Origin of the sequence: Mycobacterium sp. (assembly GCF_025965855.1) — a bacterium.
Taxonomy (GTDB): Bacteria; Actinomycetota; Actinomycetes; order Mycobacteriales; family Mycobacteriaceae; genus Mycobacterium.
This window is the reverse complement of sequence record NZ_JAOPWB010000191.1, coordinates 1-14,910: the sequence shown is the minus strand read 5'-3', so window position 1 is coordinate 14,910 and position 14,910 is coordinate 1. Positions and strand designations below refer to the sequence as shown.

The window sequence follows — 14,910 nt, the reverse complement described above, 5'->3', positions numbered from 1 at the left end:
CACGCAGGATCAGTGCCGAGACCACCGGATCGAAAGGGTACCGATCCGGTCCGCGAATCAGCATCCTGGCCGCGCCGATGTCCATCTGCACCTGTCCGTTCTCCCCGATGCTCACGATGGTGTGATCGTCGGTGGCACCCTCGGCCCACGCCTCGATGCAACCCGAATACCGGTCATAAAACTCAACGTAGGTGCCCAGCCAGCGCCGCAGCGTCGACTTCTTTGACACCGGATCGACGTCGGCGATCCGGTCTGCGAATGCCATTCCGGCGCCATAGATTTCGGCGGCCACGGCGGCGAGCAGATCCTGCTTATCGCTGAAGTATTTATAGAACGTGCCTCGCGCCACGTTGGCCGACTCGACGATGTCGTCGACACTGGTGCTGCGGTAGCCCCGGGCACGGAATTGAGCGGCGCCGGCATCGGCTAAAGCATTCACAGTGATGACGGCGCGTTTGCTGAGACTCGCGGTGCGCTCGCTGACGGACAGCCCTTCGACGTCCGGCGCCGGAGGCACCGCGACCGCGTCCACCTCAGCCGCGGGGTCAGTGCTGGCGTGCAGACCTAACGACGTCAACACCGATGGCGGGGTGTCGGGGAACAACATCAGCTGCAGGAATACCGACAACGTGTCGATCGCGTCCTTGGCGCTACGGCCATAGGCGCGGTCGGTGTGCACAAACAGATTGATGCGGTGCACCAGCGCGGTCATCGTCATGGCCGCGACCTCCGGGTCCAGACCCTTGAGGCCGGAGGCGGCGAGCCGCTCGGCGACACGGTGGTTGTAACTGCGCACGAACCGGGTGATTTCGGGGCGCACCTTGGTGTCCGACGAGGCGATCGCCGTCCACTGCACGAACATCGTGGAGTACTTGTCGAACACCCAGCTCCACTCGCCCAGCCACCAGTTCAGATTGTCGAAGCCAACCTCGTCCGCCCCGAGCGCACCGATGCGCCGCGCCACCCGAAACAACGCGCTGCCGCATTCGTTGAGCAGCTCCAGGAAGATTTCGTCCTTGCCCTTGAAGTACTGGTACAGGGTGGCCCGGGATACCCCGGCTGCCTTCGCTATCGCGTCGACCGACGTGTCGAAGTACCCGACCCGGCCGAAAAGCTCCAGCGACACCTCGGCGATCCGGCCCCGGGTGGTGGCGCCACGAGCGCCCACGGCGGGACTGGAGGGGCCGTAGCTGGCCCTGCGGACGATCGAGGCTTCGGACATGGCGTTTCCAGCTTATGGCCGATGCGGGCTACCCGCGTCGCGCCCAGGGGCGTTTCGCGGGACCAGGAAATCCGCGGTGCCGGTGATCGCGATCCCGCCCGTCTGCCGGGTGGCGGACAACTCCACGCTTACCCGGTCGGCGTCGGACTCCGCCGATACCGCGGTCACCGTGCCTGAACAGGTCAACACGTCGCCCGGCCAGACCTGCTCGCGGAAGCGCACGCCGAAACGGCGCACGCAGCCCGCGCCCAGCCAGTCGGTGGCGAACCCGGCGAGCAGCGCCGCGGAGAACATGCCCTGCGCGAATACCGAGGGGTAGCCCGCGGACTGCGCGAGCTGATCGTCGTAGTGCATGGGGTTGAGGTCGCCGGACGCACCGGCGTAGCGAACGAACATCTGCCGGGTGAGCGGGCCGAACTCACGGGCCGGCGCCTGCACACCCACCCTCAATGCGGTGGCCGCCGCCAGCTGTGCCCCCGCGCCGTCGCCGGGTCTCATCGCTGGGCCGTCTCGATGAAGGTTGCTCTGGCCTCGGCGACGAGCGCTCCCCCCGCATCGCGGTACTCGGTGACCACGGTGGCGAAACGCATTGTGCCCCCGCGCTTGCCCGGTTTCGAGTACCGGTCGACGACCCTCTCCTGTGCGGTGAGGACGTCTCCGGCGACGGGCAGGTCGCCGTGGAAGATGTATTCCTGCTCGCCGTGCAGCAGGCGCTTGCGGTCGAAACGCACGTCGACTCGGACGCCGGCCGGCGCCCAGCGGCCGCCGGTGGTCAGAAACGTCGGCGGGATGATCGCGTCCGGACCACGGTAGGAGGGGTCGTCGCACAACATGGCCTCGGCGAACTCGGCGATCTTGCCGCGCTCCACGACCAGCTCCCATGGCCGTCCGGCACTGCCGTCGGCGTCGCTGTCCGGCGCTGCAGTCATAATGACCAATACTGTCAGAAAATGTGCAGAACCGAAACTGAAACATCGCTTCATCACCAATGAGCCGCTTGTCCAAAGATGACATTGCTGCCAGAATCGGTGGCCATGGTCGAGTTGGCAGCAAGCTATAGCGCGGGTAAATGGGTGTCGGGCGCGCACACCGGGACGCTGGATGTGACGTCGCCGACCACGGGCGAGCTACTGGGCACCGTGGGTGTCGCCGACCGCGAGGAAGTGGACTCCGCGGTCGCGGCCGCCCGGGGCGCACTGCAGTCCTGGGGGCAGGTATCCGCCGCCGATCGCGGCGCAGCACTGGGCCGACTCGCGGAGGCGTTGAGCGCCCGCAAAGGCGAACTGGCCGACCTGACGACCGCCGAGATCGGCTCGCCGCGATCCTGGAGCACGTTCGGTCAGGTCATCACCGCGGCCGGCGTGCTGCGCGCCTACGCGACGATCACCCCTGACTATCCCTTCTCGTCGAGTCGGCCTTCGATGACGGGCGGCACCGTTGAGGTACGTCAGCTTCCCGTCGGCATGGTGGGCGCCATCGTGCCGTGGAACACGCCGTTGTTCGTCGCCGCGCTGAAGCTCGGTCCGGCCCTGGCGGCGGGATGCACGATCGTGCTCAAGCCCGCGCCCGATGCCCCGCTCGAATTCGGCGTGCTGATGGAGGCGATCGAGGAAGCCGGACTGCCCGACGGCGTCGTCAATGTCGTCAACGGCGGCGCCGCGACCGGTGAGCTGCTCACCGATCACCCAGGTGTCGACAAGATCAGCTTTACCGGTTCGACGGCCGTCGGCGCCCGGATCTCAGCGTCGTGCGGCTCACGCATCCGCCGCTGCAGCACCGAGCTGGGTGGCAAGTCGGCGGCCATCGTGCTGCCCGACGCGCCACTCGAGACGACGGTGTCCGGGTTGGTGGCCGGCGTGATGGGCAACAACGGTCAACTGTGCGCCGCGCTAACGCGAATCGTGTTGCCGCGCAGCCGTTACGACGAATTTGTGGCCGCGCTGACTGCTGCTGTCGCGGGGCTGATCGTTGGCGATCCCGCCGACCGGGCCACCGACATCGGTCCGCTGATCAACGAGGCTGCACGCGATAGGGTCGAGGGGTTCCTGCGGCGCGCGCCGGGCGAGGGCGCCACCGTCCTGGTCGGAGGTGAGCGGCCCGACCGCCCAGGGTGGTTCGTCTCCCCCGCGCTCGTCGCCGCGACGAACGATATGGAGATCGCCCGCGAAGAGGTGTTCGGTCCGGTCGCCGTCGCCATCGCCTACGACGACACCGGCCCCGACAACGCCGCTGAGGCGGTGGCCATCGCCAACGACTCTCGCTACGGGCTGGTCGGCGCGGTGTGGTCTGCCGACGAGGATCGGGCGGCGGCAGTGGCGGCCCAGCTGCAGGTGGGTTCAGTGGCCGTCAACTCGACCGCCGTGCTCGACTTCGCCAGCCCGTTCGGCGGATTCAAGCAGTCCGGCATCGGGCGCGAAGGGGGCCCCGAGGGCATCGCCGGCTTCGTCGAATACCAGGCCATCATCCGTTAGGACCGGAAAGGGACACGGGCATGCACACACAGGCAGCGGTCCTATTCGAACGCAACACACCCTGGTCTGTCGAGACCATCGAGCTCGACGCGCCGAAGGCGACCGAGGTACTGGTCGAGTTGCACGCCTCGGGCATGTGCCACTCCGACGACCACCTCGTGACCGGCGACATGCCGATCCGACTGCCCTGCATCGGCGGCCACGAGGGTGCGGGCGTGGTCAAGTCCGTCGGTGAGCACGTGTCGTGGCTGTCGCCGGGCGATCACGTGGTTTTCAGCTTCATCCCGTCGTGCGGCCGGTGCCCCTCGTGCTCGACCGGCCATCAGAGCTTGTGCGACCTGGGCGCAAAGGTCTACTCGGGCATGCAGATTCACGACGGCACCGCTCGCCATCATCTCGGCGGCGACGACCTTGCGCTAGCTTGCGGTGTCGGCTCGTTTGCGCACCACACCGTGGTGCACGAGGCGAGTTGCGTGAAGATCCCGGAGCATTATCGCCTCGACCTGGCCTGTCTTCTCGGCTGCGGCTTCATCACCGGGTGGGGATCATCGGTCTATGCCGCCGACGTCCGACCGGGCGACACGGTGGCCATCGCGGGGGTCGGTGGCATCGGCGCCGCGGCGGTGCAGGGCGCCCGGCTCGCGGGCGCCCGCACGATCACCGTCATCGACCCCTCGGAGTACAAGCGGGCCGAAGCGGTGAAGATGGGAGCCACCCACACCGCCGCGGACTGGGACGAGGCGAAAGACGTTGTCGCCGAAGCTACCTGGAACCGCGGCGTGGACAAGTTCATCTGCGCTATGGGAGTCGGCGACGGCCAACTGGTCGGCCGGGCGCTGGCCATGACGGCCAAGCGGGGCCGGCTGGTGGTCACCAACATCCACCCGATGCTGGAACGCGAGATCCGGGCCAACCTGATGGACCTCACCCTGACCGAGAAGCAGATCATCGGAACCCTCTACGGCTCGGGCAACCCACGTGCCGACATCCCGAAGATCCTCGAGCTGTACAGCGCCGGGCAGGTCGACCTCGAATCCATGGTCACTCGCACCTACCCCCTGGAGAAGGTCAACGACGGCTATGCCGACATGCACGCCGGTGCCAACATCCGCGGCGTATTGATCTACCCGCCCGCCGAAGCCTCGATCGGCTGGCCGTCGAGCTAGGGGCGCACCTGCTCCCAGCCGCCGCCTTCGGACGAGCGATGTGCGGCGTCGATCACCGCGAGCGACAGCAGTCCGTCCTCGAAGGTGGCCGCGGCGCTCGGGGCGCCGTCGAAGGCGGGCAGCCAGTCCTGCAGCATCAGCGCCATCGCCCGGCTGGCGTGACCCGCCAGTCCTCCGGGCAACCGCTCGGGGTGCGCGGGCTCGCGTTCATCGACCGTCAGGGGACTCAATCCCGCATCGGTGGCGGCGCCGAGACTATATGCCGCGGAACGTAAGTCGCCGTCGCCGATGATGGTGCCGTCGGAGCCGAACAATTCGAGGCGATAGTGATCGGCGTGGGCGCCCATCACCGAGAGGCTCAAAATGGCGGTCACCCCGGACTCCATGCGCATCAGCAGCGCCGCGGTGTCGTCGGCGGTGACGGGCAGGGTCCCGCCGTCGGGCAGTTCGCGGACGGGGTCGCTGGTGCGCACCTCCGCGCACACCGAGACCGGGCGGCCGAGCAGGCTGCACAGGAAGTCCAGGTCGTGCACCAGCATGCCGGCCAGATAGCCGCCGCCCTGCTCGCGGTCGTACATCCAATGGGCCTGCAGCGGATGGCTCGGATGCCAGTAGGACGCGCTGCGGCTGACCCGGGCGAGGTACTGCGAACCTAGGAAGCCCGAGCGCACCCGGTCCGCGACGGCCAACCAGTCTGGGTTCCACCGGTTCTCGAAGCAACATGCGGTGGGCAGCTTGGAATCGGCCGCGGCACGGACCATGTGGCGGGCCGCATCGAGGTCACCCGCCAGCGGCTTCTCGCACAACACGGGCTTACCTGCCGCCAGTGCGGCGATCGTCATCTCGTGGTGCAGCACGGTGGGAGTCGCGACCGAGATGACGTCGAGGTCGTCGCGGGTGACGAACGACTGCCAATCGTTGGAGGTCTGTTCGATGCCCAGCTTGGCCGCCACGCGTTCCAGCCGCTCGGGTGTGCGCGCACAGAGCGCGACTGGCTCGAAGCCCTTCGCCGCCCGGAAACCGGGCACCTGCACATGCGCGCCCCACCCGACGCCGATGATGCCGACTCGCAACGTCATGTGCTCTACTCCGTCCGTCCAGTGGCAGTGACACCAATGTTAGATACCTCGTGCCTCGTCGAACAAATATTGAGCCATTGCCTCATCTGAACCTGCACCCCGGCATTGCCTATAAGTGACATGAGTGCCAGAATCGGATGCTGTGAGCGCGATCGACACCGACGAGCAGCAGTTCGCACCGCTGATCGACCTGCAGTGGTGGCAGGAGCGTCCGGCTGACCGGAGCGAGCTCTACCGGCGCCTTCGCGAGGCCGGCGGTCCAGTCTTCGTTCGGACCAACCGGCCCGACTCACCGCGGCCTCGCGGGTTCTGGGCGGTCGGGGCCCACCGTGACGTCGTCGACATCAGCCGCCGCCCTGGCGAGTTCAGTTCCGGGCAGGGCACGCAGATCTTTGACCAGACCTCGGAGATGCGCGAATACCGCGGCTCCATCATCGACATGGACGATCCCGAACACATGCGGCTGCGCAAGATCGTCTCGCGCGGCTTTACCCCCCGCATACTCTCCGAGCTGCGTGGCTTGGCTGAAGAGACCACGGCCGAGATCCTCGACGAGATGCCTCGTTCGGGTGAGTGCGACTTCGTCTCTTCGTTCGCGACGCTGCTGCCGCTGCGCATCATCGACAACATGCTCGGCGTTCCACGCGAACACGAACAGTTCATCCTGCGGGCGACCAACATCGTGCTCGGCGCGTCGGACCCCGAGTACGTACCCGACCAGACCGTCGCGGGCATCGAAGCGGCAGTAACCGACATCAGCGAAAAACTGATCGACCTGCTCAAGCGAATCGCCGAAGACCGCATCGCCCATCCGCGTAACGACGTGATCAGCAAGCTGGTCACGTCCGACGAGGAGAACCTGACTCCTCAAGAACTGGCGAAGTTCTTCATCCTGCTGATCGGCGCGGGCAACGAGACCACACGAAATGCGCTGACCCACGGACTGCTCATTCTCAGCGCGCACCCTGAGCAGCGCGGTCGACTGCTGGCGAACTACGACGACATGGCGCCCGCCGCGGTCGAGGAGATCCTGCGGTACGCCAGCCCGGTGATCCACTTTCGCCGCACGGTGACCCGTGACGGTGTGACGCTGACCGACTCGCAGGGCGAGGTCACCCACACCTTCAGCGCCGGCGACAAGGTCGTGGTCTGGTACCCCGCCGCCAACCGCGACCCCGCGGTCTTCGACCACCCGGAGCACTTCGACATCGCGCGAAAACCCAACAACCATATCGCTTTCGGCGGTCCGGGACCGCACTTCTGCCTGGGCGCCCACTTGGCCCGGCTTGAGTTGAACGTGGCGTTCCAGATGCTCTACGCGCACTACCCCGACATCACCGCGGCCGGCGAACCGGTCATGCTGAGGTCGAACTTCGTCAACGGCATCAAACACCTGAAGGCCACCTACACACCTTGACGCCCTCCCCGGACTGAATTCCGGGGATTCCAATCTCCCATCCCATCGACTTACGCGGCAGGAGTAGCGAGTTGAGGTTCACGGTTCGCAGACCGCCTACCGGCAAGGTCTCCCCGTGCAGTCACCGCCCGTCCGGCGGCAAGGTTGCGTGCAGCGTTGACGTCGGCGTTGCACCGTCCAGCAGTGCAGGATTCGCACTCGAAAACCGCTTGGCTCTTACGGTTTCCGGGTGCGACGTGTCCGCACGCGGAGCATCGTTGCGACGTATACGCGGCTGGAATCTGCTCGACCCGACCATGAGCCTTGTGCTGCAAGCGCGCAGCGAGCAGCCCCCAACCGCTGCGACTGATAGCCCGGTTGAGTCCGCGCTTCTGAGCAACGCGCACGCCAGGCTGCTCTACAGTTCCCCGCGCAGTGCGGGTCATCGCACGCACGTCAAGGGCTTCAATCCTGATCGTGTCGAAGCGGCGCGCAATGTCAGTACTGGCTTTCTCGACCCAGTCCTTGCGCCGGTCTGCCTCACGCGCCTTCAGGTTCGCGATCGCCAGTTTCGTTCGTGCGCGCCGGTTGGAGCGACGCTTAGCGCGGGCGAGCCGCTGCTGCAGCACCTTCAACCGCTTGGTCTCGCCCCGGCTCAGACCAGGTACTTGCAACAGCTCACCGGTCGACAGCGCCGCCGAGACGACAACGCCACGGTCGATACCGACCACGCTGCGGTCGCCTGGACCGGCGAGGGGGTCAGGGACGTGGGCGAACGCGACATGCCAGCGGCCGGCCCGATCACGGGTGACACGGTAGGACTTGACGCCCGTGGGCACCGGCCGCGACAGGCGGAACCGAACCCAGCCGACCTTGGGTACCCATACTCGACCGAAATGGCGATTCAGACGCTTGACGTGATGCGGTCTTACCGCAACCTGGCGGAACCCTTCGTGCACATCGGCTTTGCGCCACCTTGGGCGACGGTGCGTGCCGTTGAAGAAGTTTCGCATGGCCTGCGCGAAATCCCGCAACGCCTGCTGCTGCACCGTCTGACTCCCGGCACGAAGCCACCCGTACTCGGCACGGGCCTCGGTCAACTGCGCGGCCTGCTCGACGTAGCCGGGGGCCTTGCGCCCCGGTTGCCAATGCTGTTGCTGCTCCACCGCCAGATTCCACACATAGCGCGCATCCCGACAATGCGCCAACAGTGCCTCCTCCTGATCAGGGACGGGCAGCAGCCGGAAGCGGGACACAAGCGCACGGTAACCGTCGACACCGACATCCCCGACGTGGTACACCAGCGTCACACCGGGGATCGGCTTGCCTCCCGGACTGATGTCCAGGGTTTCCGGCCGAAGGAGACTCAATGAACACGCAGGCAGCGGTGCTGTCCGACGTCGCAGACGGCGTCATGACGATCACCCTGAACCGGCCCGAAGCCGCCAACGCGGTACGTCCCGACGATCGTGATGCGCTCATCGCGTTACTGGCCACCGCCGACGCCGACGAGAAGGTACGCGTGGTGGTGCTGCGCGCCAACGGCAAGCACTTCTGCGCCGGCGCCGATGTGGGCTCGCTCGCCGAACGGCGCGCGCAGGGCGAGAAGCGCGTGCTGGAGCCGACCCGGCGCATCATGAACGGCGCCCAGAAGCTGGTGGCCAGTGTGCTGGACTGCAACAAACCGGTGATCGCCGCGGTGCACGGCGCGGCGACCGGCCTGGGAGCCCACGTCGCATACGCCTCCGACCTGGTGATCGCCACCGAAAACGCCTACTTCGCGGAGTCATTCGTCAAGCGCGGGCTGGTCGTCGACGGGGGCGGCTGCTATCTACTGCCCCGCCGCATCGGCATGCAGAAAGCCAAGGAGATGGCGTTCTTCGGTGAAAGGCTCTCAGCCACCGAAGCATTCACGCTGGGACTGGTGAACCGGGTTGTCAGCGCCGCCGACTTGGATGCCACGGTCGCCGACTTCGCCGGCCGGCTGGCCGGAGCGCCGACCTCCGCTATCGCGTTCACCAAACGGCTGCTCAACGACTCGCCCGACACCGACCGTTCCGGCGCATTCGTCGCGGAGGCGATGGCGCAGGAGATTCAGTCGTATTCGCACGACTCCACGGAAGGCGTGCAGGCGTTCGTGGAGAAGCGACCCACCGAGTTCACCGGGTGGTGAGGGTGGCTCGCTTGCAAGAACGGGTTGACATTCCCACCATCGACGCGGCAAGCGCTCCCTACTGGGAGGCCGCCAGGCAGGGTCAATTGCTGATCGCCGAATGCGCGGCGTGCGGCAGAGTGCACCACTACCCGCGCCCGTTCTGCCCGTTCTGCTGGAGCGAGGACGTGCAGCCGGTAAGGGCCAGCGGGAGCGGGACGCTCTACACGTATTCGACTGTCTACGTGAATGATCTGGCACCGTTCAAGGAGCGGCTGCCGTATGTGGCCGCGATCGTCGAACTGGCCGAAGGTCCACGGCTGATGACGACGGTCGAAGGCGTCGACCCTGACGACCTTCGGGTCGGCATGCCGGTCACCGCCGTCTTCCGCCCGGTCGACGACGCGGATCCCGACAGCCCATATCTGACGATCTTCACACCAAGCGAGGAGAGCCCATGACCGGACTGCTCGACGGCAAAGTCGCCCTGGTGACCGGTGCGGGACACGGCATTGGCCGCGGCCACGCGCTCGAACTGGCCAAGCACGGCGCCACCGTGATCATCAACGACCTGGGCACCAGCTTGTCCGGCGAGGGCACCGGCAAGGTGGCCGACGAAGTGGTGGCGATCATCGAAAGCCGGGGTGGCACAGCAGTTTCCGACTTCAGCGACGTCGGCGACGAAGAGCAGGTCGACCTCGCCGTCGAGCGTGCCTACTCGCAGCTGGGTCGGCTGGACATCGTCGTCAACAACGCGGGAATCGTTCGCGACAAGGCGATCTGGAACATGACCGCCGACGACTTCGACCTGGTGATGCGGGTGCACGTCCGCGGCAGCTGGCTCACCAGCCGCGCGGTCGCGCGCAAGTGGCGCACGGAATCGAAGGAATCCGGCGGAAGGGTCTACGGCCGCATCATCAACACCACCTCCGGCGCCGGACTGCACGGTCACTTCGGGCAGACCAACTACAGCGCCGCCAAGGCCGCGATCGTCGGCCTGACCCAGACCCTGAGCCTGGAGTTGGCGTCGATCGGCGCCACCGTGAATGCGATCAGCCCGGGCGGGCGCACCCGGATGTCAGCATCCATGCCCGGCGCGCAGGCTCCGATCGAACCCGACGAGCGCGCCGAGGACGAGTTCGACCCCAAGGACCCGTCACTGGGTTCGCCGGTGGTGGCCTGGCTGGCCAGCCCCGAGGCCGGCCACGTCAGCGGGCAGGTTATCCGCGCGATGGGCGAGGATCTCCAGCTACTGAAAGGCTGGCATCCTGTCGCATCGGTGTCGAACGGTCAACAGCGCTGGGATGCAAGCAGACTCGGGGCCATCATGGCCACCGACGTGTTCGGCACCCGGAACACCGGCCTGCGACTGGGTGGGTGACCGCGATGCCAGAGATTGCGGAAGTCGAGCGGGAATTTCGGCGTTACTTCATGACTGGCCCGGTGCTCGAAGACTGGCAGGCTTGGGCCGGCCTCTTCACCGACGACGCGACCTACTTCGACCACTTCTACGGCACGTTCACCGGCCCAGCGGAGATCACCAGATTCCTCGAGGGCACGATGGGTGCCGCACCGCAGGTCTACAGCCCGCTCGTCTGGTACGTCGTCGATGGCACGCGCGTGGCATACAAGGTGCTCAATCGCGCCGACAATCCGCAGCCCGGCGGCCAGCCCATCGACTTCCCCTCGTATCAATTCATCGAGTATGCCGGCGGCGGTAAGTGGCGTTCCGAGGAGGACGTCTGGCTGCTGCCCGAGATGAAGGGCTTCGCTGCTCGCTACGCGGCCGCCGAGGCCGCACACCCACAGACGCTTACGCAAAAGCTCCGTCGCGATGATTGGGGTTCGTGGGTGGACTGGGCGCGCCCGGAACCCGGACACAACGCAGCCCCGTCATGGCTGGACAAGGCCGGCTTCAGGCCGTTCTCCGGCATTCCGGACATCGACTTCGGGGTCCGGTCACACTGACGCCGTGGGGTGTCGCCGCGACTCGGTGGCCGAGGCTCAGAGAAACAGGTAGAGCCCGGACAGGACGGCCCACAGTCCCAGGCAGTAACTTTCGAACGCGGCCCGCAATGGCATTGGCGCGCTACGGAGTTCCATGAAGTCGAGCCCGATCAGCCTCACCTTGATCGCGGCGATCCCGAACACCACCACCACGACCGCCGATCCGACGCCGTGCTCGGCGCCCAACGCATAGGACACCAGTGTCGCCGCGATCAACACCAGCCACGACACACCGGCGCGGCCACGCGCGAACCCGAGCGCTGAGGGACCGGACATCAGGCCACCAGGTACAGCAGCGGGAACAGCATGATCCACAACAGGTCGACGAGATGCCAGAAGCAGGTCCCACCCTCCACCACCGCCATCCGGGTTTCACTGATGTCGTGCCGCCGGGTCTGGGTGAGCAGAAACGTAAGTACCGCGATGCCGACGCAGACGTGAAACAGATGCACGCCGGTGAGGATGAAGTAATACAGGTAGAAATGGTTGGCCCCGATGCCATGCCCTTTCGTCACCAGCGAGTAATACTCGAACACCTTGAGCAGTACGAAGATTCCGCCGCATACCATGGCCGCGAGTACGGCCGTGCGGGCAACGTGGCGCGCTCCGGACCGCCGCGCGCCCAGAGCGACGACCACACACAGCGAACTCGTCAGCAGTACCAGCGTGTTGGTGAGCCCGACACCGGTGTGCAACGTTTTTCGCGAGGCATCGAAGATCTCGGGTGCCTTGGCACGCTCGACCATGAAGGTGGCGAAAAACGTGCCGAAGACCAGCATGTCGCCGAACAGGAAGATCCACGTGCCGTTCTCGCCGGGGACCCGCCGCGCCGTTGCCTGCGCGGTCGGTGCGCCGACTGTCACGAGGCCGCGGTCGCCAGCGGTCGATCGGCCACCTGCTCGGCGCTTATCGAGCGGAGCATCACCGCGGTCACGGCGATCATCCAGACGCTGAAGGCCACTAGCGGGATCCAGAAGGCAAAGACGCCGTTCCAGGCGAGCGGGCCTTCGTTGAAGATCATCACCGCCCCGCCGGGCAGGGCAAGCAACGCGTACCAAGCGTTCAGATAGCCGAACCATCGCGGGAATGTCGGCGGATCCGTTCGGTCGAGAAACGACGCCGTCGTGAGCACCAGGGCCTGCACGACCAGAGTTCCGACGATCCCGACGAACATCAACCAGAAGACGTCGTTGAGCGCCTGGGTGATCCCTGGATCGCGGTGTTCGGGACGGAACGCCGCCGCGGCCAACACCATCATCGGGAAGAGGAAGCCCGGCACGAAGATGACCCCGGCGAAGATCTGAGTCACCGCCAACACGCCCCACTTGCCCTCGACCCGACGCACCCGCAGGCAGATCGTGGCCAGGAAGGGCAACGCGACGCAGGCGGCGAGGAGGCTGAATGCGAGGCCGATCCGTACCCGCAGTTTGTTGGCGATGAGAAAGTCCGCGATGTCCCGAGCGCTCGCGGTCGGTGAGAGCGGCGGAATGAGCTTGCCGATCAGCATGAAGAAGACGAAGAACAGGACGAGCATGACGATTCCGCCCCACGCGGCGATGCGTTGGAGTTTCAGATCCATGACCGAATCCTAGAACTAATCCGCTCAATATTTAACTGTTTAAGGCCAACCGCCCCTCAGTCTGCCCGCGCGAAGAGGGGGCCGAGCCGCTCGGGTGTACTCCCGTGCAAGACCAACTCGTCGGCCCCCGCTTCTCGGTAGCGTTGGAATACCTGGTGGCACGCGGACACCGATCCGATCGCCGCCGCATCGCCGGTCCATGCCGCGGGCAACAGCGACGCGACGTCGATGAGTTGCTCCCGGGTGAGCACGGAGTCCGACGAACCTCAGATCCCGTCGAGCAGCGGATGGGATCGCAACCGGGTCAACGGCTCCGGATCCCAACCGTTGACGACTGCCAGTCGCTCTCCGAAGCCCGGAATCTGGTAGTAGGTCACTGCGCGTGCACCGACGACCGCGAGTTCCTCGTCGGGAGGGAGTTCGCAGGCCACTACCACGGTGGCGTATACCCGCACGCTGCCCCCCGGCCGCCCAGCCGCGCGTTCGGCGCCGCGGACGAGCTCCACCGATCGGCGCACGGCGGCAGTCGTCAGGAATGGATGCAGCAGCACGCCGTCGAAGTGACGGCCGGCGAGCTCCAGGCCCTTGGACCCGATCGCCGCAAAGACCAGCGGTGGCACCGGCTGATCGGGAAGGTCGTTGAGCCGCAGGGACGGGTAGGTGCCCGCCGGTCCGTCGTAGCGGATCTTCTCCCCCCGGCACAGGCGACGGAAGATGTCGGCGTGGTCGACGATCGAAGCGTTGGTGGACCTCGGTAACCCGACGGCCTTCCACATGGCGTCCACCGAGCGTCCGACGCCAAGGACGAACCGCCCGCCCGAAAGCGCCTGAGCCGTCATCGCCAGCGACGCCAACAATGCGGGATGCCGCGATTGCAAATGTGTTATGCCCGAGGCGATTCGGATTCCCGACGTGACCTGGCTGACTGCGCCTGCGATCACGCCGAGATCCTTGGTGCCCCACCGCTCGCCGAGCCATACCGTGTGCAGGCCGAGGCGCTCGGCGGCCTGTGCCTGGCTGATCACCGCGCCGGGATCGGTGACACGGCCGGGAAGCACGTAGGCCCCGAACGCCGGACTGCTCAACCGACTGTTATCCATGACCGCTATTCTGACAGTGGTGTTCAATATTCTGGCAACGGGTTTCTGATGGCGTACACCTCGATGCGCGGCGAGGTCGGCGACCGGGTGGGCGAGGTGCTGCAGGCTTGGTTGCCTCTTCGGCTGGCAGCTGCAGAAGCGACCACCTTCGAGGTCTCCGATTTCACCGCCCCGCCGGCCGGTTACTCCGGGCGAACAGTGTTCTTCGCCGCCGCCTGGACCGACCAAGCCGGCACGCGCCATGCCGAGGATCTGGTGTTGCGCGCACAGGCCGAAAACCACCAGTTGTTCACCGTGCCCGACGCCCCGCGACAGGCCGAGGTGATGCAACGACTTGGCGCGCAAGGCATTCGAGTTCCGGACATCGTTGACATCGAACGCGACGCAGCGGTTCTGGGGTCGCCGTTTTATGTGATGCGCCGAGTGCGGGGGCGGGCACCGTCGGACGTTCCGAGTTGGCACAAGCGGGGCTGGACCGTCGACCTGTCCGTTGCCGAGCGGGGGCTGCTGTGCGACAACGGGCTGCGTGCACTGATCGACGTTCACCGCATCGACGACCCCGACACGTTGGGCTTCCTCCGTGGCGACGCCGACCCGACCCGTACGGCGTTGCGGCGTTACCTGGACAAACTCAGCGGGTGGTACGACTGGTGTCGCGCCGATCTGGTGGTCGGTGCGGATGTGCTCGCGGAAGCCCTGCAGGTGCTTCTCGCCGCAGCGCCCGACACCGACGCCGAG

16 protein-coding genes and 1 pseudogene are annotated in these 14,910 nt (G+C 66.4%); 8 read left to right on the top strand and 9 right to left on the bottom strand.

The genetic code is table 11. The features are described 5' to 3' along the window. The 3 genes from JWP83_RS16200 to JWP83_RS16190 all read right to left on the bottom strand — a co-directional run. Positions 1-1,222: TetR/AcrR family transcriptional regulator (locus JWP83_RS16200; protein WP_297731759.1), on the bottom strand; the 1,222-nt coding region annotated here is incomplete at its 3' end. Between the two features lie 12 nt (positions 1,223-1,234). Continuing rightward, on the bottom strand, positions 1,235-1,720 hold the full coding sequence (locus JWP83_RS16195) for a MaoC/PaaZ C-terminal domain-containing protein (RefSeq protein ID WP_297731756.1): 486 nt from the start codon (positions 1,718-1,720) through the stop codon (positions 1,235-1,237). Continuing rightward, the gene (locus JWP83_RS16190; RefSeq protein WP_297731753.1) at positions 1,717-2,151 is read right to left on the bottom strand and encodes a MaoC family dehydratase N-terminal domain-containing protein; all 435 of its coding nucleotides are present in this window, start codon (positions 2,149-2,151) and stop codon (positions 1,717-1,719) included. The genes JWP83_RS16195 and JWP83_RS16190 overlap by 4 nt, the downstream gene beginning before the upstream one ends. Before the next feature lie 78 nt (positions 2,152-2,229). Between JWP83_RS16190 and JWP83_RS16185 the strand changes: the two genes are divergently transcribed. Then, positions 2,230-3,693: an aldehyde dehydrogenase gene (locus tag JWP83_RS16185; protein ID WP_297731750.1), complete on the top strand. Its 1,464-nt coding sequence runs from the start codon at positions 2,230-2,232 to the stop codon at positions 3,691-3,693. A gap of 20 nt (positions 3,694-3,713) precedes the next feature. Next, the gene (locus JWP83_RS16180) at positions 3,714-4,859 is read left to right on the top strand and encodes a Zn-dependent alcohol dehydrogenase (protein WP_297731748.1); all 1,146 of its coding nucleotides are present in this window, start codon (positions 3,714-3,716) and stop codon (positions 4,857-4,859) included. Here JWP83_RS16180 and JWP83_RS16175 read toward each other — a convergent pair. After that, entirely contained in the window at positions 4,856-5,938 is a 1,083-nt protein-coding gene (locus JWP83_RS16175; protein WP_297731745.1) for a Gfo/Idh/MocA family oxidoreductase, read from the bottom strand. The two genes, JWP83_RS16180 and JWP83_RS16175, sit on opposite strands and share 4 nt — an antisense overlap. A 142-nt stretch (positions 5,939-6,080) precedes the next feature. On the opposite strand from JWP83_RS16175, the gene JWP83_RS16170 reads away from it, so the two are divergent. Beyond that, positions 6,081-7,355 carry a cytochrome P450 gene (locus JWP83_RS16170; protein WP_297731742.1) on the top strand — a complete coding sequence of 425 codons (1,275 nt, stop codon included), beginning with the start codon at positions 6,081-6,083 and terminating at the stop codon, positions 7,353-7,355. Positions 7,356-7,405: 50 nt separating this feature from the next. Here the strand turns inward: JWP83_RS16170 and JWP83_RS16165 are convergent, their stop codons facing one another. Next, complete coding sequence (locus tag JWP83_RS16165) at positions 7,406-8,644, bottom strand: transposase (protein ID WP_297731739.1); 1,239 nt, start codon at positions 8,642-8,644, stop codon at positions 7,406-7,408. Positions 8,645-8,703: 59 nt separating this feature from the next. Here JWP83_RS16165 and JWP83_RS16160 point away from each other — a divergent pair, with 59 nt between their 5' ends. From JWP83_RS16160 to JWP83_RS16145, 4 genes are read left to right on the top strand one after another with little or no spacing between them, the layout of a single operon-like run. After that, complete coding sequence (locus JWP83_RS16160) at positions 8,704-9,507, top strand: enoyl-CoA hydratase-related protein (protein ID WP_297731736.1); 804 nt, start codon at positions 8,704-8,706, stop codon at positions 9,505-9,507. Beyond that, positions 9,501-9,947, top strand: coding sequence for a Zn-ribbon domain-containing OB-fold protein (locus JWP83_RS16155; RefSeq protein WP_297731733.1), 447 nt, complete (start codon positions 9,501-9,503; stop codon positions 9,945-9,947). Before JWP83_RS16160 ends, JWP83_RS16155 begins: the two co-directional genes overlap by 7 nt. Next, positions 9,944-10,867, top strand: a complete 924-nt coding sequence (locus JWP83_RS16150; protein ID WP_297731730.1) for an SDR family NAD(P)-dependent oxidoreductase — start codon at positions 9,944-9,946, stop codon at positions 10,865-10,867. The genes JWP83_RS16155 and JWP83_RS16150 overlap by 4 nt, the downstream gene beginning before the upstream one ends. Positions 10,868-10,872: 5 nt before the next feature. Beyond that, complete coding sequence (locus JWP83_RS16145) at positions 10,873-11,454, top strand: nuclear transport factor 2 family protein (protein WP_297731727.1); 582 nt, start codon at positions 10,873-10,875, stop codon at positions 11,452-11,454. 36 nt (positions 11,455-11,490) lie between these two features. Here JWP83_RS16145 and JWP83_RS16140 read toward each other — a convergent pair whose 3' ends face one another. The 4 genes and pseudogenes from JWP83_RS16140 to JWP83_RS16120 all read right to left on the bottom strand — a co-directional run bounded on the left by JWP83_RS16140 (position 11,491) and on the right by JWP83_RS16120 (position 14,172). Next, positions 11,491-11,769, bottom strand: a complete 279-nt coding sequence (locus JWP83_RS16140) for a cytochrome C oxidase subunit IV family protein (protein WP_297731724.1) — start codon at positions 11,767-11,769, stop codon at positions 11,491-11,493. After that, positions 11,769-12,356, bottom strand: a complete 588-nt coding sequence (locus JWP83_RS16135) for a cytochrome c oxidase subunit 3 family protein (protein ID WP_297731721.1) — start codon at positions 12,354-12,356, stop codon at positions 11,769-11,771. Before JWP83_RS16135 ends, JWP83_RS16140 begins: the two co-directional genes overlap by 1 nt. Continuing rightward, a complete protein-coding gene (locus JWP83_RS16130; protein ID WP_297731718.1) occupies positions 12,353-13,072 on the bottom strand; it encodes a hypothetical protein in 720 nt (239 codons plus the stop codon). Before JWP83_RS16130 ends, JWP83_RS16135 begins: the two co-directional genes overlap by 4 nt. Positions 13,073-13,128: 56 nt before the next feature. Continuing rightward, positions 13,129-14,172: pseudogene (locus JWP83_RS16120) on the bottom strand (TIGR03857 family LLM class F420-dependent oxidoreductase). Between the two features lie 48 nt (positions 14,173-14,220). Between JWP83_RS16120 and JWP83_RS16115 the strand changes: the two are divergent. Continuing rightward, positions 14,221-14,910 (top strand): phosphotransferase (locus tag JWP83_RS16115; protein ID WP_297731709.1); only part of this gene is annotated, 690 nt, incomplete at its 3' end.